The 23967-nt window shown below is 45.0% G+C and carries 22 protein-coding genes; 9 read left to right on the forward strand and 13 right to left on the reverse strand.

The features are described 5' to 3' along the window. The first annotated feature begins 495 nt into the window (after positions 1-495). From L5M51_RS05085 to L5M51_RS05100, 4 genes are all read left to right on the forward strand, one after another. Positions 496-2625, forward strand: a complete 2130-nt coding sequence (locus L5M51_RS05085) for a heme lyase CcmF/NrfE family subunit (RefSeq protein ID WP_263171860.1) — start codon at positions 496-498, stop codon at positions 2623-2625. Continuing rightward, entirely contained in the window at positions 2625-3044 is a 420-nt protein-coding gene (locus L5M51_RS05090; RefSeq protein ID WP_105250353.1) for a cytochrome c-type biogenesis protein CcmH, read from the forward strand. The genes L5M51_RS05085 and L5M51_RS05090 overlap by 1 nt, the downstream gene beginning before the upstream one ends. 17 nt (positions 3045-3061) lie before the next feature. Continuing rightward, a complete protein-coding gene (locus L5M51_RS05095; RefSeq protein ID WP_263171862.1) occupies positions 3062-3646 on the forward strand; it encodes a TlpA family protein disulfide reductase in 585 nt (194 codons plus the stop codon). A gap of 174 nt (positions 3647-3820) precedes the next feature. Then, on the forward strand, positions 3821-4399 hold the full coding sequence (locus tag L5M51_RS05100) for a nucleoside triphosphate pyrophosphohydrolase family protein (protein ID WP_105250355.1): 579 nt from the start codon (positions 3821-3823) through the stop codon (positions 4397-4399). 73 nt (positions 4400-4472) lie between these two features. Here the strand turns inward: L5M51_RS05100 and L5M51_RS05105 are convergent, their stop codons facing one another. Together L5M51_RS05105 and L5M51_RS05110 are read right to left on the reverse strand one after the other, a co-directional pair. Continuing rightward, positions 4473-4691 (reverse strand): helix-turn-helix domain-containing protein, encoded by a 219-nt coding sequence (locus L5M51_RS05105; RefSeq protein ID WP_063883682.1) that lies wholly within the window; start codon positions 4689-4691, stop codon positions 4473-4475. Positions 4692-4693: 2 nt separating this feature from the next. Further along, the gene (locus L5M51_RS05110; RefSeq protein ID WP_063883683.1) at positions 4694-5212 is read right to left on the reverse strand and encodes a DUF2975 domain-containing protein; all 519 of its coding nucleotides are present in this window, start codon (positions 5210-5212) and stop codon (positions 4694-4696) included. A 158-nt stretch (positions 5213-5370) separates the two neighbouring features. Between L5M51_RS05110 and L5M51_RS05115 the strand changes: the two genes are divergently transcribed. Both L5M51_RS05115 and L5M51_RS05120 read left to right on the forward strand, forming a co-directional pair. Next, a complete protein-coding gene (locus L5M51_RS05115) occupies positions 5371-7431 on the forward strand; it encodes a S9 family peptidase (RefSeq protein ID WP_263171864.1) in 2061 nt (686 codons plus the stop codon). A 129-nt stretch (positions 7432-7560) separates the two neighbouring features. After that, the gene (locus L5M51_RS05120) at positions 7561-7848 is read left to right on the forward strand and encodes a helix-hairpin-helix domain-containing protein (protein ID WP_131524228.1); all 288 of its coding nucleotides are present in this window, start codon (positions 7561-7563) and stop codon (positions 7846-7848) included. 11 nt (positions 7849-7859) lie between these two features. Here the strand turns inward: L5M51_RS05120 and L5M51_RS05125 are convergent, their stop codons facing one another. From L5M51_RS05125 to L5M51_RS05140, 4 genes are all read right to left on the reverse strand, one after another. Then, positions 7860-8939, reverse strand: a complete 1080-nt coding sequence (locus L5M51_RS05125; RefSeq protein ID WP_131524227.1) for an AI-2E family transporter — start codon at positions 8937-8939, stop codon at positions 7860-7862. 225 nt (positions 8940-9164) lie between these two features. Continuing rightward, the gene (locus tag L5M51_RS05130; protein WP_263171865.1) at positions 9165-10082 is read right to left on the reverse strand and encodes a redoxin family protein; all 918 of its coding nucleotides are present in this window, start codon (positions 10080-10082) and stop codon (positions 9165-9167) included. 222 nt (positions 10083-10304) lie between these two features. Further along, entirely contained in the window at positions 10305-11354 is a 1050-nt protein-coding gene (locus L5M51_RS05135; protein ID WP_263171868.1) for an NAD(P)H-dependent flavin oxidoreductase, read from the reverse strand. 34 nt (positions 11355-11388) lie between these two features. After that, entirely contained in the window at positions 11389-11676 is a 288-nt protein-coding gene (locus L5M51_RS05140; RefSeq protein ID WP_411569243.1) for a VOC family protein, read from the reverse strand. A 441-nt stretch (positions 11677-12117) separates the two neighbouring features. Here L5M51_RS05140 and torT point away from each other — a divergent pair, with 441 nt between their 5' ends. Next, positions 12118-13191, forward strand: a complete 1074-nt coding sequence (gene torT, locus L5M51_RS05145; protein ID WP_263171871.1) for a TMAO reductase system periplasmic protein TorT — start codon at positions 12118-12120, stop codon at positions 13189-13191. 6 nt (positions 13192-13197) lie between these two features. Here the strand turns inward: torT and ubiA are convergent, their stop codons facing one another. The 3 genes from ubiA to L5M51_RS05160 all read right to left on the reverse strand — a co-directional run bounded on the left by ubiA (position 13198) and on the right by L5M51_RS05160 (position 18024). Then, positions 13198-14058 carry a 4-hydroxybenzoate octaprenyltransferase gene (gene ubiA / locus L5M51_RS05150; protein ID WP_168827752.1) on the reverse strand — a complete coding sequence of 287 codons (861 nt, stop codon included), beginning with the start codon at positions 14056-14058 and terminating at the stop codon, positions 13198-13200. A 138-nt stretch (positions 14059-14196) separates the two neighbouring features. Beyond that, positions 14197-16365, reverse strand: a complete 2169-nt coding sequence (gene uvrD, locus L5M51_RS05155; protein ID WP_219234786.1) for a DNA helicase II — start codon at positions 16363-16365, stop codon at positions 14197-14199. 492 nt (positions 16366-16857) lie between these two features. Then, positions 16858-18024, reverse strand: a complete 1167-nt coding sequence (locus tag L5M51_RS05160) for a hypothetical protein (RefSeq protein WP_263143161.1) — start codon at positions 18022-18024, stop codon at positions 16858-16860. A gap of 586 nt (positions 18025-18610) precedes the next feature. Here L5M51_RS05160 and L5M51_RS05165 point away from each other — a divergent pair. After that, positions 18611-19810, forward strand: a complete 1200-nt coding sequence (locus L5M51_RS05165) for a class I SAM-dependent methyltransferase (protein WP_263171874.1) — start codon at positions 18611-18613, stop codon at positions 19808-19810. Between the two features lie 25 nt (positions 19811-19835). Here L5M51_RS05165 and L5M51_RS05170 read toward each other — a convergent pair whose 3' ends face one another. The 4 genes from L5M51_RS05170 to L5M51_RS05185 all read right to left on the reverse strand — a co-directional run bounded on the left by L5M51_RS05170 (position 19836) and on the right by L5M51_RS05185 (position 21903). Further along, positions 19836-20282 (reverse strand): NUDIX hydrolase, encoded by a 447-nt coding sequence (locus tag L5M51_RS05170; RefSeq protein ID WP_263171875.1) that lies wholly within the window; start codon positions 20280-20282, stop codon positions 19836-19838. A 51-nt stretch (positions 20283-20333) separates the two neighbouring features. Continuing rightward, positions 20334-21212 carry a neutral zinc metallopeptidase gene (locus tag L5M51_RS05175; protein WP_263171877.1) on the reverse strand — a complete coding sequence of 293 codons (879 nt, stop codon included), beginning with the start codon at positions 21210-21212 and terminating at the stop codon, positions 20334-20336. Between the two features lie 122 nt (positions 21213-21334). Further along, positions 21335-21760, reverse strand: coding sequence for a hypothetical protein (locus tag L5M51_RS05180; protein WP_107949438.1), 426 nt, complete (start codon positions 21758-21760; stop codon positions 21335-21337). A gap of 11 nt (positions 21761-21771) precedes the next feature. Then, positions 21772-21903 (reverse strand): hypothetical protein, encoded by a 132-nt coding sequence (locus tag L5M51_RS05185; protein WP_263171878.1) that lies wholly within the window; start codon positions 21901-21903, stop codon positions 21772-21774. A 367-nt stretch (positions 21904-22270) separates the two neighbouring features. On the opposite strand from L5M51_RS05185, the gene L5M51_RS05190 reads away from it, so the two are divergent. Then, positions 22271-23767, forward strand: coding sequence for a DUF853 domain-containing protein (locus L5M51_RS05190; protein WP_263148581.1), 1497 nt, complete (start codon positions 22271-22273; stop codon positions 23765-23767). Positions 23768-23967: the final 200 nt, after the last annotated feature.

Below are 23967 nucleotides of genomic sequence, written 5' to 3' on the forward strand. Positions count from 1 at the left end.
TGAGCGACATAAACAATTGACCAGTTACAGCATGGTGGAGGCAAAAAACCATTAAAAATCAGAGCTAGAGCACACTAAATTTGCGCTGATAAATCAAGATGAATAAAATCAATTAAAACAAATAAAATACAATAACTTATAAAATTAATGTCATTTGTTTTTTAGAAGTTAAAAAGCACATTTCAGTTATAAAAAAAACTAAAAATGCGTTTTATTTTTCAAAATAACATCAAGCGTAAAAAGGAATGATTTAATAACGGATAAGATCACATTATTAAATGCAAAACTCGACTAATCTTAAAATCAACAGTGATTAAAGCTTGTGATTAAACTGACTTTTACTACGAAAAGATTATATGTAAATTTAAAATCACAAGAAAATAACTCAAGTTTCTGAGCGAATTTAATAAAAATCAGCATGTGAAAATCACATAGGTAAAATAGCCAACTGTAAACACTATATTACCGCGACCACATTATTCTAAGGCATAATAAATGACAACTATGCTTCCAGAAATTGGACATATATTACTGATCATCATTAGCGTATTGGCATTATTTTCTGCAGCACTACCTTTAATCGGTATTAAGCAGAATAATGCCTATCTGGTAGGATTAAGCCCGATACTCTTTAGAGCTATATTTACCTCGGTATTTGTTTCACTTCTTTGCTTAATTTATGGCTTTGTCACTGATGATTTTTCTGTTGCTTATGTCGCAAACCACTCGAATAGCCAATTAGCATTGGGTTATAAAGTGGCCGCCGTTTGGGGCAGCCACGAAGGGTCAATGCTGTTTTGGATATTTGCGATTGCCCTTTGGGGCGCGATCATCAGTTATCGCATAAAGATGGCGGATTGCACTCAAGATAAGGCCAGCGATAAATACCAAGACGCCCTGTATTTTGCGAGACTGTTGGCCATTTTGGCATTAGTGATCCTTGGTTTTAACTTATTTTTACTCTTTACCTCTAATCCCTTTGCCCGCTTATTACCTAACATTCCGATTGAAGGGCGAGATCTTAACCCTATTTTGCAAGACATAGGACTCATACTGCATCCACCCATGCTCTTTCTTGGTTATGTTGGCCTCACTGTTTGCTTTGCCGCAGCGTTAGCATCACTGCTCGGTGGTGGCTTTAATACCCGTCAAATTAACTATTTACGACCTTGGGTATTATTAGCCTGGGTGTTTCTAACGGGCGGCAATGCCTTTGGATCTTGGTGGGCCTATAACGAACTGGGTTGGGGTGGCTGGTGGTTTTGGGATCCGGTAGAAAACGCCTCCTTTATTCCTTGGCTTGTGGCAACAGCATTAGTGCATTCCCTCATTCTCACTCAACATACTCATGGCTTTAAACTCACGACTTTACTGCTGTGCTTATTGGCATTTTCACTCAGTTTACTCGGCAGCTTTTTGGTGCGCTCCGGCATAGTGCAATCGGTACATGCCTTTGCCGCCGATCCGACCCGTGGCATGTCAATCCTCTGCTTATTAGTGATTTTTGTTGGGGCTGCGTTACTCATTTTTGCACTCAAAGCCCACCATTTAAAACAGGATGTGACTTTCGCGCTTTTCAGTAAGGAAACGCTGTTACTGCTCGGGATCGTTATCTTAGTCGTAGCAGGGTTTTCCGTATTACTCGGTACATTTTACCCTTTGATCTATGAGCTACTCGATTTAGGTACACTTTCAGTGGGGGCCCCTTATTTCAACGCTATATTTGTCCCCCTCACTTTCTTGCTTGTCCTGTTAATGGGCATTGCGCCCTTAGTGCAATGGCAAATAGCGCAATGGCAAATAGTGCAATGGCAAATAGCGCAATGGCAAAATGCCTCAAAGACTCGTATCGCTTCCTTGCTCATTCCTAGCCTAGTGATATTAGCCGTCGCTGGCTGGGTAAGCTTACAGGCCGCCTCGGGCAGTAGCTTATTTTTACTCCTTGGCACTGCCGCAGCACTTTGGTTGCTAGTGTGTTTATTGCTCACGATATTGGCAGCCTCAGGATTGGGTAGACGAATATATGCCCGTCAATTAACCCAAAACCGCAATGAGCACGGCTTAAATCCTCCCGTTAAATCATCAAAACAAGGGTTTATAGCCATGCTATTCGCCCACTTTGGGGTGGCTATCACTATTATTGGTGCAACATCCGTCTCCTTTTTTGAACAGGAAGCCCTCCTCAGAATGGGCCCTGGCCAAGGTAAACCGTTGGCGGGTTATATCTTAGTGTATGAAAGCACTGAGAATGTCGAAACCAACAGCTTTACGGCAATCCAAGCCAATATCAGTATCCGCGATGGTGCGAATGATGAAGTGATCCTCGGTTACGTTAGGCCGCAACGCCAAACCTTTAAAAGCAATGGGATGGAAATGTCCCACGCGGGTATCGATCATGGATTCTGGCGGGATATTTATGTGTCTATGGGGCTGCAATTAAGTGACAGCGAATACCTTATCCGCATCAGCTATAAACCCCTTGCGAGTTGGATCTGGCTTGGTGCGCTATTAATGATGCTAGGTGGAGCGATTGCCGCTTGGCCTACTCGCCATTTTAGCTACCAAGCTGATTTAACAACCTTAGGTAACCTATCCCATCACAAACCACAGGAGACACTTGCCTAATGAATCCAATATTGCGCTTTTTAGTCTTACTGCTCCCTATCACCTTATGTGGGATAGGGATCCCATGCTTATCCGTCGCGCAAGCTCAGCCCATATCAAGCCTTTCCTACCAGCAACAGGCAATAGATATCAGTAAAGTGCTGCGTTGCCCTATGGCGACGAATCAGAGCCTATTTGAATCACAGGCGCCAATCGCCCACGAGCTCAAAGCACAAATATTCTCGATGCTAGAACAGGGGCAAAGCCAAGATGAGATTATCGATTTTATGGTGCAACGCTATGGTCAAAAAATCCGTTATCAACCTGAATTTAAAGCCTCCACCTTCGCACTTTGGTTTGGGCCACTGCTGTTATTAGTGCTTGGTGTTGGGTTGTGTCTCGCATTGGTAACCCGTAGAAAAACACAAACGACTATTTAAAAGTAAAGGATAACCAGATGAAATTACACTATTTTCCCTTTGTTCTACTGGCGTGTTTGGGTCTGTTTTCTAATAGCAGCTCAGCCCACTCACTAGACAATAAACTTTACAGTACAGGAGAGCCCCTCCCTAAGCCCCTAGTGATGACTGGTTTTATAGAAATGCAGCACGCACGCGGCGTACCAGAAGTTCCCTTTATTGATGAATCAGGACAAACCCAAACCCTAAAACAGCACCAAGGGAAATTAGTTTTAGTCAATCTTTGGGCAACCTGGTGCGCCCCCTGTTTAAGGGAAATTCCAGAACTCCAAAAAATTAAGCAGCAGTATCAAGGGAAGAATATCGCCATCATTCCAATCTCTATCGATGAAGAATCTAAAGATGTACGCCCTTTTCTTAACCAACATGGCTTTAGCGGCTACGCCACTTGGCTTGACCCAGAGCAAAACATAGAACAAATCATTCCCGCGAATGTCGTACCCGCCAGTTATATTTTTGATACTAAAGGTAATCTTGTCGGTTTTGTGCGGGGATATCTCGATTGGGCTGATAAAGACGTTGGCCCTTATCTTGATCAACTGATTGCAAAATACGGCCAATAATCACCAAGTAACACAGGCTCACAATATATTTCTCCATTCGGTCATCCGCCAAAATTTGCCGAAACCCGCTGCCGCCTATTTGGCTGCGGGTATTTTTATCTCTGCCCCATCTTTGTATTCTGCGACGCATTTCTTTAAAATTGCCGCCAAACTCTTTATTTCAAGGCAAATCAGATGAAACTCACCCGCTTAACTCAACCTATTTATGACCACTTATATCGTGATATCAGTGAGTTTCGTAGCACCTTCGACTTGCCCGTTAATGATGTTGATTCTTTAGATGACAAGGCCGACACCTTACATACTTCACTGATTATTGAGGAGTTAACTGAACTTGCAGAAGCCGATAGCCGTATCGAACAGGCCGATGCCATAGTAGATTCTGTATACGTGTTAATGGGCCGTCTAGTGCACTTAGGCGCGCAAGCAATGACGGACAGACTCGAAATCAGTTACCTGATTGACTTATTGCTTTGCGTGGCTCAAAACCGTGAAATCGACTTTATTAGCTGCTGGGATGAAGTCCACTCGAGCAATATGAGTAAAGTGTGCCGTAACGAGCAAGAACTGGCCGAGACCATTGCCTTCTATGCCAAGCAAGGTGTTGAAATTGTCGGTAGTCAGCAAGGTGATTTCATCATAGCGAAATGCGCTAAAGATGTGGAAATGGCAGGTAAAGTGGTTCGCCAAGGTAAGGTACTAAAATCGGTTTACTACCGCCCAGCGGATCTGACAACACTGGTTAAAGCCTAACCACGGCAAGCCTAGGATAGCACTTAACTAAGTGCGTCCTAGGATGCGTTGAACAAGGCTAAAACGGCAGAACTCAGTCCGATGTATCACTCTTACGATATTCTAAAATATCCCCAGGCTGGCACGACAGGTACTCACAAATACTCGCCAGTGTTTCAAAACGCACGCCTTTCACCTTGCCACGTTTTAGCAGGGATAAATTCGCTTCGGTAATGCCAACCGCTTTGGCAAGCTCCTTAGAACTCACCTTCCGTATCGCCATCATGACGTCTAAATTAACGATAATGTCCAAAATTACACAAACTCTTTGTTTTCTGCCTCAAAATCTCGGGCAGCTTTAAGCAAATAAACAATCAGCAACATCAATAAAATCGTGGTGATATTGCCAAAATCGAGCGCCAAGTCGATACGGGTATCCTCAAAAAGCGACTTGTGATAGTAACCTACGCCTAAGGTTTGCAGTATCTCTATCACTAAGGCGGCAACCTTAAGCCAAACCAACCACAGATAACAATGCATACTTTCGTCGCTAAAAAACAAGCCGTCTTGATAGTAGGCTAATAATTTTTGCAGCCAATAAACACCCAGTAAAAACGTGATAAACAATGGACTTAACATTAACAGCAACAAGGTTTGACTCGCATCAGGCGATACCCATAGCGCTTGGAACAATCCATTATTCGATCCAAAACGTATCTCATCATGGACTAAGTAGCTATAACCCAGATACACCACCACAATCGTAGCGGCCAACAAAATCACCCACCGGAAAAATGCACTGATTTTTATTAACTTTTCTATGTTTTTATTCATCACTCAATCCTAAATTTAATCCAATCCCAGTGCTCTTTAACCTTGGCTAGTATACTCGTTCGGTAAAATATATTGCAAAGAAATATAATTTTATTGTTTCACGATAATTAATTTTCGTATTAACATGATGTCACTTCTAACAACTCAAGGTTACAACAATGCGATTATCCTCCTTCACAAGCCAGTTATGCAGTGCTGCTATTGCCGCTATGCTACTCGCAAGCTGTTCAACCTCAACCACTGAGCAAAAAGCCAATACGGATAGGCTTAACAGCCAGCAAGCCCAAGTGCCGCTCATTCCCATCGAAGATTTTTTCAATGAGCAAAATATTCACCATTTAAAAATGTCCGCCGACGGTAAATGGTTAGCCTTCACAAAGGAATACCAAGGTGCGAGCAATATTTATGTAATGGCGGATAAAAGCGATCTTGCAAGTGCGACACTCTTAACGCAGTCCATTGAACCCATTAAAGAATTTGAATGGTCATCAAACAGTAACGAGCTCTTTTTTATGAAAGATAAAGGGGGAAATGAAAACACCCAAATTTTTAAACTCAGCTTTGAAACTCCCCAAGGCAAAATAGAGCCAAAAGAGCAGCAACTGACGCACAATGACAAGGTGAAATACAGCGTCATGGAACAGCCCAAGGATAACCCTGAGCAGCTGGTTGTGATGGCGAACCACGATGAATCGAGTCGGATGGATATCTATTGGCTCAACACCCATGATGGCAAGCTAACGCCTATTTTTGAAAACCACTTAAACTTGGTGCAAATGAAGTTTAACAAACAAGGGCATCCCGTTATTGGCAGTAGCACTAATCTAGATAACAGCTATAGCCTCTACACACTCATTGATGGCACTTGGCGTAAAATAATCCACACAGCTAAGGGTGAAAGCATTGATATCTTAAAAGTAAACGATGCGAAAAAACTCGCCTATATCAGTGCCAACATCGGTGAGCGGGATAAACAACAACTGCTCAAAGTTGATCTTATGACGGGAAAATATGAAACCTTACATAAAGATCCTAAGGATGAAGCGGATGTTTATCAGGTATTGTTTAACGATGCTGGTGAACCTTTAGCCATTTCCTATTACGGCGGGCGCTTAAGAACCTATCCACTTGATACTGAGTTTGCTAAGCACTGGGATGTGATCAATAAGCATTTTAATCAAGATGTTGAAATAACCATTACCGAACGTAACGAGAAAAATAATCTCTGGCAGATCAACGTCGCGAGCGATAGGGCATCGAGCTTAGATTACCAATACAATGCCATTAATGGTGATATCCACTTACTCGCGGATATTCCTCCAAGCATACAACCAGAACTGTTATCACCCAGACAATCCCTAGTCTATACCGCAAGGGATGGTGTAAAAATTCAGGCTTATTTGACATTACCAAAGGGAAACCAGCGCAATTTACCCACCATCATTCTGCCCCATGGCGGCCCTTGGGCTCGGGACTACTGGGCGCTAGACTCTGGTTACTTCCATGCGATTGCTCAGTTCTATGCCAACCGTGGTTATGCCGTGTTACAGCCAAACTTTCGCGCATCGACAGGATTTGGCAAACACTTCCTCAACTTAGGCAATAACAATTGGGGCACTGGCAGTATGCAAGATGACCTGACTGATGGTGCAAATTACTTGGTCGAACAAGGGATTGCGGATAAAAATCGCTTGGGGATCTTTGGCGCATCTTACGGTGGTTATGCGGCTTTATCCGGCGCGACTTTTACCCCAGATCTTTACCAAGCTGTGATCGCCTATGTGGGGCCGTCAAGCTTAGTCACGCTAATGGCGTCTTTCCCCGATTACTGGCGCCCCTATTTAGGTCAATGGTTTGAATCAGTGGGAGACCCGTTAATTCCTGAACAAAAACAAGATATGGAGAACCGCTCCCCAATTAATTTTGTCGATAACATAAAAGCACCGCTGATGCTTATCCAAGGAGCGAATGATCCGCGAGTGACTCAAGTTGAATCAGATAATATTGCGAAAAAGATGTACCAAAAATCGTTACCCGTTGAATACTTACTCGCCAAAGATGAAGGTCATGGATTTATCAAACGTGCCAACAAGCTCGCCTCGATAATTGCGACTGAACGTTTCTTTGGTAAGTACTTAGGCGGAAAAGTGGATAATAATGTCAATCCAGCTTTGCTTGAACATCTTAATAGCTTAAATGTTGATATAGAAAAACTGTAACCTTAATAAAGCGTTAGAAGTGCAACACCGATTTTGCCAAGGAAGGCGAAATATCTTAACAGGTTAACGCGGTTAACTGTGGGCGAATAGACTAATCTATCAAGTATGACTACACCCCAAGAGATAAAAATGAATCCAGCAAAAGTCGTGCGTGCCGAGGTTAAGCAATTGACTGATTTACCCAATATTGGCAAAGCCTGTGCGGCGGATTTACGTTTGCTTGGCATAGATAAGCCTGAGCAGCTGTTAGATAGAAACCCCTACGAGCTGTATCAAACGCTGTGCGACAAAACGGGCAAAAGACACGACCCCTGCATGCTCGATGTGTTTATCTCCATCACCCGTTTTATGGCAGGTGAAGATCCTAAACCTTGGTGGTTTTACACCGATGAGCGCAAAAATACCTTAGAGAAATGAAGCTTTAGCGACTATTTATCCTCCTGTTTATCCATTATCGTTTCGGGCTCTTCCCTTAACCACTCACGCCAAATGGCCACCAGCAGGGCCATCAATACTGGACCAACAAATAAACCGACAAAACCCATGGTTTTTACGCCGCCGATCAAACCGAAAAAAGTCGGTAAGAAAGGCAATTTAATCGGCCCACCGACAAGATTAGGCCTTAAGGTTTTATCGACAATAAACAGCTCTATGCTGCCCCAAAGAAACAAGCCGACCCCCGCCGTCATATCGCCAGTGCCGACAAGGTAGAGTGAAATCAAGGTAAACATGGTTGGCGCGCCGCCGGGAACCAAGGCCATAAAGGCGGTTAACACCCCAAAAGCCACGGCCGAAGGTACTCCCGCAATCCAATAGGCAATCCCCAGCACTATGCCCTCACCAATTGCGATAAGCGTCATACCTATCACGGTAGAACTGACTGTTGCAGGCACCACACGGGAAAAACTATGCCAGCGAGCAGGCAGCACTCGCTCACCCACGATATCCAACTGCTTAGCCACTTGCGGACCATCTTTATAGAGGAAAAACAAAGTGATCAGCATAAAAAGTAAGGTCAACAACAACCCTAAAGTATTCCAACCCAATTGCAGCACCCAACGGGAAATGCCACTCAAATTCTGGCCACTAATGGCACTGATAATTTGGCCTAATTCATGGGGTTCACCAATAAACTGCTGCCATTGCAGGGTTAACCATTCACCCATCCAAGGTAAATCTTTGATCCACAAGGGCACGGGCGAACCGTGTTGGTTAGTAAACACCAACCAATCAACCCAAGTTCTAATCTCTTGTAACGCATAGGAAAATACAAACACCAGCGGGATAATCAGCCCGAGCACAATACAACATAGGGCAATGGTTGCCGCCAACGCCGAGCGACCACCGCATTTTGCCAATAGTTTTTGATAGAGAGGCCAACTTGAAAAACACACAATCAATGCAGCTAAGGCGGGCACTAAAAAATCGATAAAAAAGAATACGCCAGCACACAAGAGCAAAACCAACAAACTACGACCAATAGCGGCATTACTGAAAATCGGCGTCATAGTGCTAAAACCCCCCACAATAAAATTCAACGATAAAATGGAAAACACTCTGCATTACACCAAACAAGGTTAACGCTTAACCAACTCGTTCTACGAATCAGTTTATTGCGCAGTGCTTCCCATGGGCAATGACTTTAACACCGAATATTGAGCTGTGTATCTATTCAATCTTTGAAGACAAAAGGCCTTTGGATATCTATCAAAGGCCTAACATTTGGAATGAGCTTATTGAGCCGAAAGCTGCTCAACTACTTTCTCTGGCTGGCTAAAATCGGTAATACGCTGAATAACGTTACCATCCTTAACCCACAGTAAAGTAGGAATATTGCGGATTTTAAAATGATTAAATAACACACCTAATTCATCGATACTAAAATCGACTTGAGTTTGATAAAGCTGCTTAAAATCTTCGAGCGCTTTATCGTCTGTCCACAAGTGATTGACCACACCGTGCCACGATTTATTAGGCACTTTTTGCGCGAGATTATTTAAACCTTTTTGAACGGCAATACACTCTTTAGACATTTCTGGGCGGCTATCAGCCAAATACCAATCACACCATGTTGCGGTAAAAAAAAGTAAATGCTCACCTTGTTCCCAAGGTTTCAGTAACTTAGCTGTTTGTTCGGCACTGGGTGCCTCCGTTGTCTGCGCAGTCAACTCTTGGCCATTCGCCAACATATCGATAAATTTATCTAAATTGGCATCAGACTCATGGCTAGTGTAAACCACATCACCAGCACGATTGATTAATACACTATAGGGTGTGCCGACCAAACCTAAAGCCACACCTAACTCCCCTTCATTATCCAACCACACGGGCATAGTGAGCCCGAAACGCGCAATAACGTCAGCAATCTTAGGCAGCTCTTCATTAATATTGATATTCACCGCTATGATATTAATCTTGTCCTGATATTTCTTCTGCAGGGCTTCAAAATGCGGCATTTGCTCCATACAAGGTTGGCACCAGGTTGCCCAAAACTTTAGGTATATAGGCTTGTCACCCGCAACACTGGCTAAAGTCACTTGCTGCTGATCTGGATAGGTTTTAAGTGCGATATCTTGATAGGTTTTATTGCCCGCAAACGTAGCAAAACTCATAACGGCAAGGCACATAACAATGATTTTACGTAACAACATATTGTTTTCCTTAAATCTATAGCTCACTCGCACCCACGACTATAGCGCCAGTGATTTGCAGCCATTTGTACAGAAAAAAACATAATTTAAAAGAAGCGGCATTCTCACCAACAACCAACCTTTAAACGACGAGTATAAACTAACAAGCCGCTAATTTAGCCATATTAAATGTAAGCCTTGATGAGCATAACAATGAGTATTAATAACCTATCCAACAATATCTTAGACCATCAAACCTAACGCCAATTGCCTCGTCAGTTCTACGGCGGGAATCGCCTGACAACCTGTTGCATTTTGGCCGCACCAAAGTGGGCTAAAATCACCAAATCCTTGTTGTTCAGCGGCGCTTCGCAATACTGCGACGGCACTTGAGGCGAGCGGAAAATCCGGTGCGGCATTATTGATGGGGCCAAGCTCTGCCATAAAACGATTCATAATTCCACGGGCGGGTCGACCAGTGAATAAGTTAGTCAGAGCCGTATGCTGCGCTGCCTCACTTTGCAGGGCGGCGCGGTGAATATCACTGGTGGTGCATTCGGGACAGAGTAAATATGCCGTCCCCACTTGTACCGCCGAAGCGCCCATCGCCATAGCGGCGCGCACTGTCTTGGCATCGACTATGCCACCCGCAGCAATAACAGGAATATCAACGGCGGCAATGATTTGCGGCAATAGACTAAAAGTGCCTAACTGCTCGGTTAAATCATCGGATAAAAAATGCCCCCTGTGACCTCCTGCCTCTAAACCCTGCGCAATAATCGCATCCGCACCACGCGCTTCTAGCCATAGTGCTTCTTCTACAGTTGTCGCTGTCGAAATGATTTTTGAACCCCAAGACTTTATCTCCAGCAACAAATCTTCATTTGGTAAGCCAAAATGAAAACTCACCACCTCAGGTTTAAATTTAGCTAACACTTCAGCCTGGGTGCTGGTATATGGCGCACGTTGTGCCCCCACGGTTTGGCTATCAGGATTGACACCCAACTCAGAAAAATAAGGCGCGAGTTGATTAAGCCATGCGGCTTGTTTCGCTGCTTGCGGTTCAGGTTCGTGATGACAAAAGAAGTTTACATTGATGGGCTTAGTCGTCTGGGTGCGAATATGTGTCAAAGCGGTATCTAAGGCTTCGAGGGATAACATGGCGCAGGGCAAAGATCCCAACGCACCCGCTTGCGACACAGCTATCGCTAAGGCACTGCCCTGAACACCCGCCATCGGCGCTTGAATAATCGGTAATTCGATTCCAAATAATCGGGTTAACTGGCACGGCATACATCACCTCCTTTGACTTGTTATCACTTGATGCTCAATCCTGATATGGCCCTGCGGCTAAACGCTGGAAGATCCACCACAGATTGCCCACGGGATCCCGCACTCCACCTTGGCGATCGCCATAGGGCATATTCGCCACTTCCATCACTAATTCACCCGCAGAGGCGAGTGCCTGAGCCACCGTTTTATCAGCATTTTCCACATATAAATAATAGGATGCGGGCATAGGCGTAAAAGCTTCACTCGCCTCACTCAACATAAATAAACAGTCGCCGATTTGCATCTGTGCATTAGCTATTTTGCCATCAGCCCGACGGGAAATATGTAGCGCTTTAGCATCAAAGGCTTGCTGTAAAAAAAACCACTAAACTATCGGCATCAGCGATCATCATATACGGGCTAACCCGTGCAAATCCTGACGGAATAAACATAACGATTCCTTGTTACCTAAGCATGAAATTGATCATAAAAAACCACTATAAACCAATGACTATAGACTAAGCACTATGGCAAAAACCAGCTGTGGCAATTAAGCCTTAAGCGTGAAATGTAAACTTAAGCATTCAGTGAACAAGTCAAAGCGTAAAGCCTGCTAATGTAAGACGACCCTACAATTTCAACCACTCTGCAGCCCATCATAAAAGTGCCAGAACACTTCATGGCACTGGTTATTAAGAATAAATCAGCTTTATTTAGCATCGACTTAGCAACTATGGATCATTCATCTCTGCTTAATCTATTGTTAACTTAACATGATGATCCTATGCACTTTACTGCATTCTTCGCTTACTCCCTCAGGATTTGCCTCACCTTAATCCTCTATATTTTCGCCTTTGCAGTGCAGGCAACTTGGTATCCCGCCGATGTGATTGCTGATGGCAAAAAAACGGCATACACACCACTCACTCAAGCCAAAAAAGCATGGCGGATCTGCGCCTTACTTCCCCATGGTAAAGACCAATATTGGTGGGGCGTCGCCTTTGGGTTATCGCAGGAAGCCGAGCGCCAAGGTGTAACTCTCGGCATTTATGATGCTGGAGGATATGACAATATTGAGCAACAAAAACAACAACTCTATGATTGCCAAGCCCTCAAAGCTCAAGCCTATATTATTGCTGCAAATACGGCTGACGGACTGATTGCGGATATCGAACAACTCTCTGCTGCGGGCATTCCTGTTATTGATTTAGTGAATGGTATCGCGACCGACAAACTCACGAGTCGCTCCTTAGTCAGCTTTGAAGATATGTCTGCGGCGGCGATTGAGTATGTTGCATCGCAGCAACGAGACCCTGTCGATAAAGCGCCAGTGAAACTTAAAGTTGCTTGGTTTCCAGGGCCTAAGGACGCCTCTTGGGTTATAGCAGCAGAACAAGGATTTAGGCGGGCGGCAGCCAAACAAGAGTTCGACACGATTGAAGGAGGGTTTGGCACTACGGAGTTATTTATTCAAGCTGATTTAGTGCGAAAAGTGCTTACTAAACAAAGTGTAGATTATGTGATCGCCAATGCAGTTGCTGCCACTTTCGCGGCGCGCTATTTAGACGGGCGTAGGAATAAAACGGGAAAGGTCATCGCGTTCTACTCGAATGCACAGACCATAGAATTAGTGCAGAAAAAACAGTTACTCGCGACGGTCAGCGACTCACCAGTATTGCAGGCTCGGATTGCCATCGATCTCGCGGTACGCGCACTCGAAGGTGCGCCTTATCCCCACAGAGTGAGCCCAGTTATCAAGGTCATCTCCCAAGACAACATCCACCAGATTGATTTAGAACAAATATTAGCGCCACAGAATCAGTGGATGATCCATCAGGATCTACCACAGCAAAAATAATGCTCACTAAACTAAATAATCGGCGCCCAGCCCAACAAATAATGCGAGTCCTGCCCAATTGTTATTGAGGAAGGCTTTAAAACAAGGGGCTCGTTCGCGGTCAAAGATCAGCATTTGCTGGTAAGTACTAAAGCCGACAAAAGTCAGTAAACCTAGGCCATAGAGTAAACCACGATCGGCGCTCCAACCGGCGGCGATAAAACAAGCCAGCGCAGCAAGCTGAAATAAACCTATGATTTGGCGGTCATATTTACCGAACAAAATTGCAGTGGATTTAATGCCCACCTTTAAATCATCATCCCTATCGACCATGGCATACATGGTATCGTAGGCGACAGTCCAAAACCAATTGGCCGCAAATAACCACCAAGCCTCGATGGGCACTTCACCCGTCTGCGCGGCGTAAGCCATAGGGATAGACCAACTCCACACCACGCCTAGAAACATCTGCGGCATATTGGTGATGCGTTTAGTGAAGGGATAAATGATAGTGAGGATAATACCAACAACGGATAATTTAACCACTAATCCATTGAGTAATAAGACTAAACCAAAAGCAGATAAACCTAAAACGACGAACAGTATCAAGGCTTCTTTAGTGCTGATTTCACCACTGGCCAGCGGCCGAGATTTAGTTCGTTCCACAAAAGAATCGAGATCGCGATCGGCATAGTCGTTAATAATGCAGCCACAGGCACGCATGATCACCACGCCAATAATAAAGATGATCAATACCTTAAGATCTGGCATACCACCCGCTGCTAACATCAGCGCCATCAAGCATGGCCACATCAGCAATAGCGTACCTATGGGACGGTCGATTCGAGTAAGACGGGAATACACATCCCACTTCTGCTTTAAATTCATTAACTAGGTACTCCCAATACCCTCAAGTTTCCACTCGGTTTCAGGATTAGCATCATATACCCATGCTTCTCCCGATGCGAATTTACGCCCTGAAAGCGTGTCATAAAAAGCTGACATTCATCGCGTTCAGGGCAGGCATTAAAGCGCCTCTAACCGAGCGTAAGCCACCACTAACCACTTGCTGCCAAAGTCAGTAAAGCTCACTTGTACTCGCCCTTGGGCACCGCTGCCCTCAAAGTTGGTCACTTTACCTTCACCAAATTTAGGGTGATTGACTCTTTGGCCGACGTTAAAACCGGTATCGTTTGTCGCAGCCGATTTTGGGGCGCTAAAACGATTATTCGCCATCGGCGTTGAAACCTGCGCCTTGAGGCGGATTTCATCCACATATTGCGGCGGGATCTCTTTGATAAAACGCGACGGCCGAGCGTAATCTTCGCGGCCATAAATGCGCCGCGATTCCGCATAGGTTATGTAGAGTTTTTCCATGGCGCGGGTCATGCCCACATAGCAGAGACGGCGTTCTTCATCGAGTCTATCGCCCTCTTCGAGCGCCATTTTACTCGGGAAGATCCCTTCTTCGACACCCGCCATGAACACCATAGTGAACTCTAGCCCTTTGGCAGAATGCAGCGTCATTAGCTGCACCGCATCGGTAAAGGCATCGGCTTGGCCTTCGCCCGCTTCGAGCGCCGCGTGAGATAGGAAACCGTTAAGTTCGCCCATGTCCTCCAGCTCTTCTGGCATTTCGAAAGTTCGCGCCGCCGTGACGAGTTCTTCTAAGTTTTCGATTCTAGCGTGGGCTTTTTCGCCCTTTTCAGCTTCATACATGGCCTTAAGGCCCGACGCTTGGATCACTGTATCGGCCATGCGATACAGCACCATATCTTGGGTGTCTTCACGCAGTGTCATGATTAAGTCCATGAAACCACGCACAGAATTTGCCGCGCGGCCCGCAAGCACTTTCTCGTCGAGCAAACGCACACTCGCCTGCCACAGGGTTAATTCATGCTGGCGCGCCGTGGAGCGCAAAATATCCAAAGTGCGATCGCCAATGCCACGGGGCGGCGTATTCACTACACGCTCAAACGCCGCATCGTCGTCTTTGTTATTAATCAGCCGTAGGTAACCCATGGCATCTTTAATTTCTTGGCGTTCGAAGAAGCGTAAACCGCCGTAGATGCGATAGGCTAACCCTTTGTGTAATAAGGCTTCTTCCAATACCCGCGACTGAGCGTTAGAACGATATAAAATCGCACAATCACTGAGGTTGCCGCCCTTTTCGTGCCAATCATTAATTCGACCGACAATAAAGCGCGCCTCGTCCATTTCATTAAAGGCGCAATAGAGCGAAATCGGATCGCCATCGGCTTCATCCGTCCACAACTCTTTGCCCATACGTTCTGGGTTATTGGCGATTAAGGCGTTGGACGCTTTAAGGATATTGCCCTTCGAGCGATAGTTTTGCTCGAGGCGAATCGTGGTCGCACTCGGGAAATCTTTTAAGAATCGGTGTAGGTTTTCAACCTGAGCACCGCGCCAACCGTAAATCGATTGGTCGTCATCACCCACTATCATCACATTGGCAGTTTGACCGGCGAGCACGCGGATCCACGCATATTGGATCGCGTTGGTGTCTTGAAACTCGTCCACCAAAATATGCTTGAATCTGTCTTGATAATGGGCCAACAAGTGCGGTTTATTGAGCCATAACTCATGGGCACGTAACAGGATTTCGGCAAAATCGACTAAACCCGCGCGGTCACAAGACTCTTGGTAAACCTGATAGATTTTTAACAGGTTCTGCTCAAGCGGAAAACCGCCCGCATCGATATGTTTAGGGCGTAATCCTTGGTCTTTTTTACCATTGATATAACCCTGAGCTTGGCGTGGAGGATATTGTTTTTCATCCAAATTCAGGCTTTTAAGAATACGTTTGATCAAACGCACTTGATCGTCAGAATCGAGGATTTGGAAGCTTTGCGGTAAACCCGCATCTTGGAAGTGAGTGCGCAACAAGCGATGCGCCAAGCCGTGGAACGTGCCAATCCACATGCGGCCCATATTTGTGCCAGCGACTTTTTCAACTCGCTCGCGCATCTCAGCCGCAGCTTTATTGGTAAATGTCACCGCAAGAATCGAGTAAGGACTCTGCTGTTCAACCTGCATCAGCCACGCAATGCGGTGGGTCAACACCCGAGTTTTACCACTGCCCGCGCCCGCCAACACTAACATGCTAGATTGCGGTGCCGCGACAGCCTCGCGCTGCTTATCATTCAGGCCGTCTAGTAAAGAAGATACGTCCATTCTCGCCTCCAAAAAATCGAGGAGGCATTATAACAGAAGAAAACCCGCCTGCGCGTTTGATCCACTAGACAAGGGCCACAAGACGAATGACATGATGCCGCACCTTGATTTGCACTGATGTCGAACGACATTGATTAAGCACTGTCATTCACGCAATGCTTGTGGGCGGGAATCCAGCTTTTCGGTAACAGAACTTTGTTTTTAGGGTAGGAATTGAACAAATACAAGGCTGTATTAATGACTCATAGAGAGGGTGTTCATCATTCTGTTTCAGCGATTAAGCACTGTCATTCCAGTGACACGCCATTAACTCATCCCTGAGGGCTCGACGACGGCATCCATGCCGTCAACGGTCACTTCCATGACAGTGCTTAATCTTACCAACCCCGATAGTAATCTGAACCCTTTCTTACGAGCATACACTCTGTAAATTTAAAGATAGATGGCTCGTTAATTCCTGCACAGAAAATTTTATAGTCTCATCATTTTTTACTACTGCTGTTTTCTCTGCACTCGATCCCATTCAGCTTTGAGCATTAAGGGTACGATGCGCTGAAACTCTGCGAGTTTTTCTTTGATACGAGATTCGTTTGTAAGAGCTTGATATACCCTTTCCTCTGAGATAAATGCATTATTTATAAAGGTAACTAATCCTAAAATCTTATTATCAAAAGCTTTATCATTTAAACTGTTTGCATCTTTATCTGGGTTAAGCATAAAACTAATCTTAACAGTCTTTTCAATTAGTTCAGATTCAAGTTTCTTAAGCTCTGCATACGTGGATTTGACACTGTCAAAATATTCTCTTGCTTGCCTCTCGTAAATCATTAATTCTCTATAATCATTATTGTTTTCTTCAGAGAGGATTCGCGGCAATCCGCTATTTTCTTCACGGAATTTAGCTCGAAACACAGCGCACCGTCTTTCAGCACTTTTCAAATGTTTAACTATCTCAAGCATATCTTTCTCGATTTTATAGAAATAGAGTAGTTGAATTGCGACTCTGACATAACTACTAGCTTCATCTCGAAAGGTGTTAATCCACTTTTGACGAAATTCGTCAATTACGACTTTGTGACGTTCTTTCTGTTCATTTTTAGCAAGTTGAATTTTGCTTTCTAATGAATCATTATGTTGTTTCTCTTGAGTTTTAAGAAGTTCGAGATGTTCTTCCATACGCTTACTTGCATCTATTTCGATTTGTTCAACCTGCTTATCTGTTTCTCTTCGTAGAGTCCGATGAAGAAAATAGAGTGAGAGTCCAATCGAGCCTACGATACTAACTATCGCCGCCCCAAAATTAATCCACGCGGGTTTGTCAGGTGAGTCCATAAAAAGATGTAAATCGACATCTCTCTTTTCAAGCGATTCATAGTTAACTTTTTGTTCTTTAAGATATTGAGCTATCTCTGTATTTTTCCGGTTAATTTGAGTAACTTGCTTTTTGGCTTCCTCAATATTTGGAATAATAGAATTTTTAAGCTCAGTATTATCTTTAGATACAGCCTCAAGCTTTGCTGTAAGCTCTTTAAGCTGTATTGAAAGTTGTTCTACTGTGACAAGTTCGTCTGCCGATTTTAATGTTGTCTGAGAGTTCTCTGAAGCGTTTACTGCTGTTGATAGAATTAGCGCTATAAAAAATAGGGTTCTTGTTATCATATTATGCTTTTGGGAATGAAGTGCATCATGACGGCACGCTTAGTTAAATAACCAATGAGTTTAACACTTTAACGGTGAAACAAGACATCCACAACTCTTCAATGCTTTAAGTGGCCAACAGACAACTCAACAATCAAAGGAATACGCCATCCCCTCGGAGTTGCCGCAGGGCGAATAGACAAATTGCGTGAGTCTCGCCATGGATGGCGAGCTAGCTTTCGCAGGTGCAGGGACGCATCCTTCGGAAGCGATAGCAAATTTGGCAATGAGCACAAGGGGCTTTCAACTCCGTTGGGGGCGTCATGGAGCATCCAAGGAGGATAGGACGAGCAGTCCTCCTTGGTCGGGTGTGGGGTGAAGCCCCACGACGTTGACGTTGACTTTGACTTTGATTAAATAATTCAAACAAGAGTTGGGACAACATCCCGCTTGCCAAAAACCGACACAAGATTACGAATTTCAACAGATAGATCAGCAGCGAAGCTCTGCCCCAAAGCCCCTTCTCGATGAGAATAACTTTAGGTAGCGGCGGATCGCGGTTAGAATACTCACCCTGTTTTTCTTGGTTACTTTTTCGGAAACAATAATGTCCCATTCAGCGCTTAATTCTTTTGATGATTTTTACCAGCTTTTGGCTGACAGCTTGGCGAAGAATAGTCTGATCAAACTATTGTTGAGTAAGTACCGAGGGGCAGATAAAAGCCTGCAGCGCATTACGATTCGGCCGATCAGTTTGCAAAATGAACCTATGCTGTCGTTTGTGTACCAACACCAGACGAATCACATCACTAAAAACCTGAGTTATGACGAAGGGTTAGCTAGCATAAAACTGTTACTCGGTAGCGATTTTAAAAGTGCCCACTTAGCTACGGCGCAGGCAGAAGTTCAGCTTGAGATCAGCAAAAAAGGCAAAGTCCAAATCAGTACACATAATGTTAAACAAGCCGTCGCGGCGCCGTTAGAACATGACCGTGAGAAAAAACGTTTTGTGGATATCGAACGGCCTTTCCTGACCAAGCTAGGGGTGACGGACAGCCAACATAATCTTATCCCTGCGATGTCGCGCAAATGGAAGCAAATCAATAAATTTATTGAGGTTTTCAGCCAAGCACTCGAAGCCTCACCCCACAAGAATGACCAACCGATCAATGTGGTCGATTTTGGGTCTGGTAAAGGTTATCTCACCTTTGCAATCCATGATTACCTGCGCCACAGCCTACACAATGATGCGCAGGTGACTGGGGTGGAATTACGCCAAGCCTTGGCCGATTTATGTAATGAAACCGCGGCAACGCTGGATCATCAAGGATTGTCGTTTGTCTGCGGTGATGTGAGAACCCACGCACCTAAACAAACCGATGTGATGATCGCGCTGCACGCCTGCGATATCGCCACTGACTATGCGATTCATTATGGTATTCGCGCCAATGCCGACATCATCATGTGTTCGCCTTGCTGCCATAAACAAATTCGCCCACAGATGCACAGCCCAGAATTGTTTAAACCTATGCTGCAATATGGGGTGCACATGGGCCAACAGGCTGAAATGGTGACGGATTCATTACGTGCGCTATTTTTGGAAGCCAACGGTTATGCGACTAAGGTGTTTGAATTTATCAGCCTAGAACATACCAATAAAAATAAGATGATTTTGGCCGTTAAAAAGCCACAACACAATCAGAAAGACAGCGCCGCAATCCTCGCGCAAATAGCTGACATTAAAGCCTATTACGGGATCAAGGAACACTGCTTAGAAACCTTGCTCGCGCAAACCCAAGCCGATTAACGGCCGGCGGTTTGCCAGTAAAGCATTAAAACTTTGCGCTCATGACAACCCCATTGAAATTGAGGCAATCTTTAATTCTTTGCTGCTGAACTGCGCTAAGGGTGTCGATATCGTGGAAGGCAAACTCTGAATGTTCGTGGCTTAAGTGGATTGGCAGAGACTCGTCTTCTGCCACATTTTTTGCCACATCAGGCCCATCAGGCAATAGCAGTTCACAACGAAAAATAAAGGCTTGGGATTGATAGGCGCTGTGATAATACACGCCGCTCAAATAGTTAACCTGCACACTTAAGCCTAATTCCTCTTGGCATTCGCGCACTAAGGCCTCGTGAATCGTTTCACCGGGCTCAAGTGCGCCACCGGGCAAACCCCAAGCAAAATTACCATAATTGGCCTTAAGCAACAGCACTTGTCCCTGCGCATTAGTGATAACCGCGTGGCTGCTCAATCTAAAGGTATCGTTAAAGGCCACTCAGTTATCCTTGCATTTCTGTTCGGTACGTATTTGAGATATCAGACTAAATCACTTCGCCGCAAAAGTATTACAACTGGCGAGATTACCCGAATCAAACCCTGTCTTAAACCATTTCACCCGCTGCACCGAACTGCCATGGGTAAAAGCATCGGGCTGTACGGCGCGACCCGCCATCTTTTGCAGACGATCGTCACCCACTGCACTGGCGGCGGCAATGCCTTCCGCTAAATCGCCCGCTTCAAGTAAGTTAAGTTGTTGATTGACATAATGCCCCCAAATCCCTGCGTAGCAATCAGCCTGCAATTCAAGTGCGACACTCAATTGATTCGCCTGCACTTTACTGCCAGATTGCTGGGCTTGGCGCACCTTAGTGCTCGTGCCCAACAGGTTTTGCACATGGTGGCCTACCTCGTGGGCAATCACATAGGCAAAGGCAAAATCGCCGGGCGCGCCTAAGGTTTTAAGCTCATCAAGAAAGCTAAGATCGATATACACCTTGCTATCGGCAGGGCAATAGAAAGGCCCAGACTGCGCCTGTCCCATACCGCAGCCAGTGGAGGTCATATTGCGATAAAGCACTAACTTAGGCTCTCGATATTGCCCTTTGAGCAACTGACCCCAAACGGTTTCTGTGGTGCCTAAAATGGCCGCCACAAACTGGGCATTTTCATCCTGTACCGCTGTTGTTGAACTAGATTGAGATTGGCTAAGATGAGATTGAGCGCTCGGGTCGAGTGACAGACCACCGGTAAAATACTGAAAAGCAATATAAATGCCGCCGATGAGCAACACCACGCGGCCAAGTTTAGTTCTCAGCAAAAAAGGCAAGAACCTAAGTAACAAGGCACTCGGCACACCCGCAGATGCCATTTGCTGGCCGCGTCGGTCTTCGATATTGGAGCTTCTGTCAGTGTCACGCCAGCGCATCGCATTCCTTCACTCTGTAGTTAAAACTTTCATTAAACCGCTATTAAAGTCGCTTAGATGCACAACTCTGATTTCGTATTTGCACTCTAGCGCCTAGTGCTTAGTGCTTAAGAGTCTAGTGATTATTTCGCCTGTGTATCGCTTGTAGGCGCGTCTTTCAGTGAGCGTAAAAACAACCCTAAACCACCAAAGGCCAAAACGAGGATCACGATAAGTTCAAAGGCCGACATGGATTTAAAGTGGAATTGAATCGAGCTGATCACGCCCACAACCAAGGCCGTAAGCGAACCTAAACTCAGCAGCCAAGCTAACTTACTCTTAGCATCAAAAAACACCATCACAATGCCGATAATAAACGGTAGCATCACCATGCCTGTGGTAATCGACATGCCTTGCCCAAAGGCATTCACTCGATATAAGCCATAGCCCAGTCCAAAACTAGAGCTCACCTGTATTGCATTGAACAATAAATAAAATCCGCCACACATCATGGCAAGACCCATAAAAAATTGTCCCGTCCCGCCCTGTGTTCCGCCCGCACCTTTCATAGATATCCTTTCTACATTAACGATTTTTGAATGGCTTGTTCTATGGCCATTTTCAGCCGTTGATTTTCTTCTAATGCTTTTAGTTTTTCATACAAATAAAGGTTTTTATCCACCTCAGCAACACAGCGCTGTTTATCTCGCATAGGCTCATAAGATTCAACACAGGTTCTTGCACCACAGACTCATTCGGTGCAGGCAGATGTCAGCACAGTAAAGAACAAGAGCAGCATAATCAAAGGGAATTTCACCATCAAGCACGCCTCAGTGAATGACAAAAATAACACACCTTATTCATAGGTAACGCCCATATTGCTAATCACACATTTTTGCTAAGTGATATCAAGCTTATTCAGGCCCCATGTTGACATAAATTACGCTAAGGCCAACACTCAATGATGAATTTTTATACGCATGAACGACGACACTAAAGTGGATTAAATACACAGAGGCTAAAATAAGGATGCTGCAACGATTCCAATATAAGCCCTACCGTTAACATAAGGAATGCCTTTGAATACGCTATTAATAGGAAAAGGTGAACAACAGGTTCACTTAAATCTTAAGTATGCCAATCGCCATGGGTTAATTGCCGGTGCCACAGGGACAGGCAAAACCGTGTCGCTGATGAGTATTGCCGAAGGTTTTTCACGCCAAGGCGTGCCAGTTTTTATCACAGACGTTAAAGGCGATATCTCGGGTCTAGCTATGGCCGGCACTCCAAGTGAAAAGCTATTACAAAGGGCAACTCAAATTGGCATTGAGGATTATCACAACGAAGCCAACCCTGTAGTGTTATGGGATTTAGCGGGCGTTCAAGGCCACCCGCTGCGTACCACCATCAGCGAAATGGGCCCGACCTTACTCGGCCGAATTTTAGAATTGAATGACACCCAGAGCGGTATTTTAGACATAGTCTTTCAACTGGCGGACGACCAAGGATTATTACTGCTCGACTTAGATGATCTGCGGGCCATGCTGGCCTTAGTTGCCGAGGAACGCAAAGAAATCTCCGCCAAATATGGTTTAATCAGCGCCCAATCCCTCGCAGCGATTCAACGCTCGGTACTAGGATTAGAGCGCGATGGTGGCAAAGACTTTTTTGGTGAACCCGCGTTACAGCTTGAAGATTTAATGCGCACTAATTTGCAAGGGCGCGGCATTATCAATTTATTAGCAGCGAACAAACTGATTTTAACACCCCGTTTATATTCAAGTTTTTTACTCTGGCTACTCTCAGAATTATTTGAGAATCTGCCCGAAGTCGGCGATCCCGAAAAACCTAAGCTAGTGTTTTTTATCGATGAGGCGCATTTACTCTTTGAGGATTGCCCACCGAGTCTATTAAAACGCGTCGAACAGATCATGCGCCTAATTCGCTCAAAAGGCGTAGGCGTTTATTTTTGCTCGCAATTTCCTGATGATGTCCCAAACGAAATTCTCGGACAATTAGGCAATCGTATTCAACATGCCCTGCGAGCTTACACGCCAAGGGATCAAAAGGCGGTCAAAACCGCCGCCGAAACCTTTGTGCCTAACCCCAAACTGGTTGTTAGCGACGTCATATCCCAGCTCGCTGTAGGTGAAGCCTTAGTGTCTATGTTAGCCGACAAAGGCGTGCCAACTATGGTCGAGCGCGCGCTCATCGCACCGCCACGTTGCCGCATGGGACCCGCCACAAGTGAGGAGTTACAACAAGTCCGTGTCCAAAGCCCGATTGGAGGTAAATACGATCAGTTAATCAACCGCGAATCGGCCTACGAACGCCTTAACCAAAGACGAGTTGGTAACGCCACCAGCGACACCACATCCACAGCAAGTGATGCTCAAACGGGCCAAAAAGCCGAAGAACAAGGTTGGTTCAGTGAACTCATTTTTGGCAATAAGCGCCGCCAAGGGTTAGCTGAAACCTTGTCAAAACAAGCGGCACGCACAGTTGGAAGCCAATTAGGTAAACAAATTTTGCGCGGTATATTAGGTGGCATGTTAGGTAAATCGAGCCGACGTTAGGCATATGGTACTTAGTTAAGCCTCCAATTAGGGCCCACTAAAACCACAAACAATGACGAAAATAGAGGTACTGTGTCCTTGTTCGCATATTTCTTATACAGGTTAACGCTAGCATTAGCATTAATTATTCTAAGTGATAGATGGATCATGGTACGGAATTCGGTGATAAGATTATTTTGCTGTAATCGCTCATTGAGGCA

Source organism: Shewanella sp. SM73, assembly GCF_025653795.1.
In the GTDB taxonomy this organism is placed as follows: domain Bacteria; phylum Pseudomonadota; class Gammaproteobacteria; order Enterobacterales; family Shewanellaceae; genus Shewanella; species Shewanella oncorhynchi.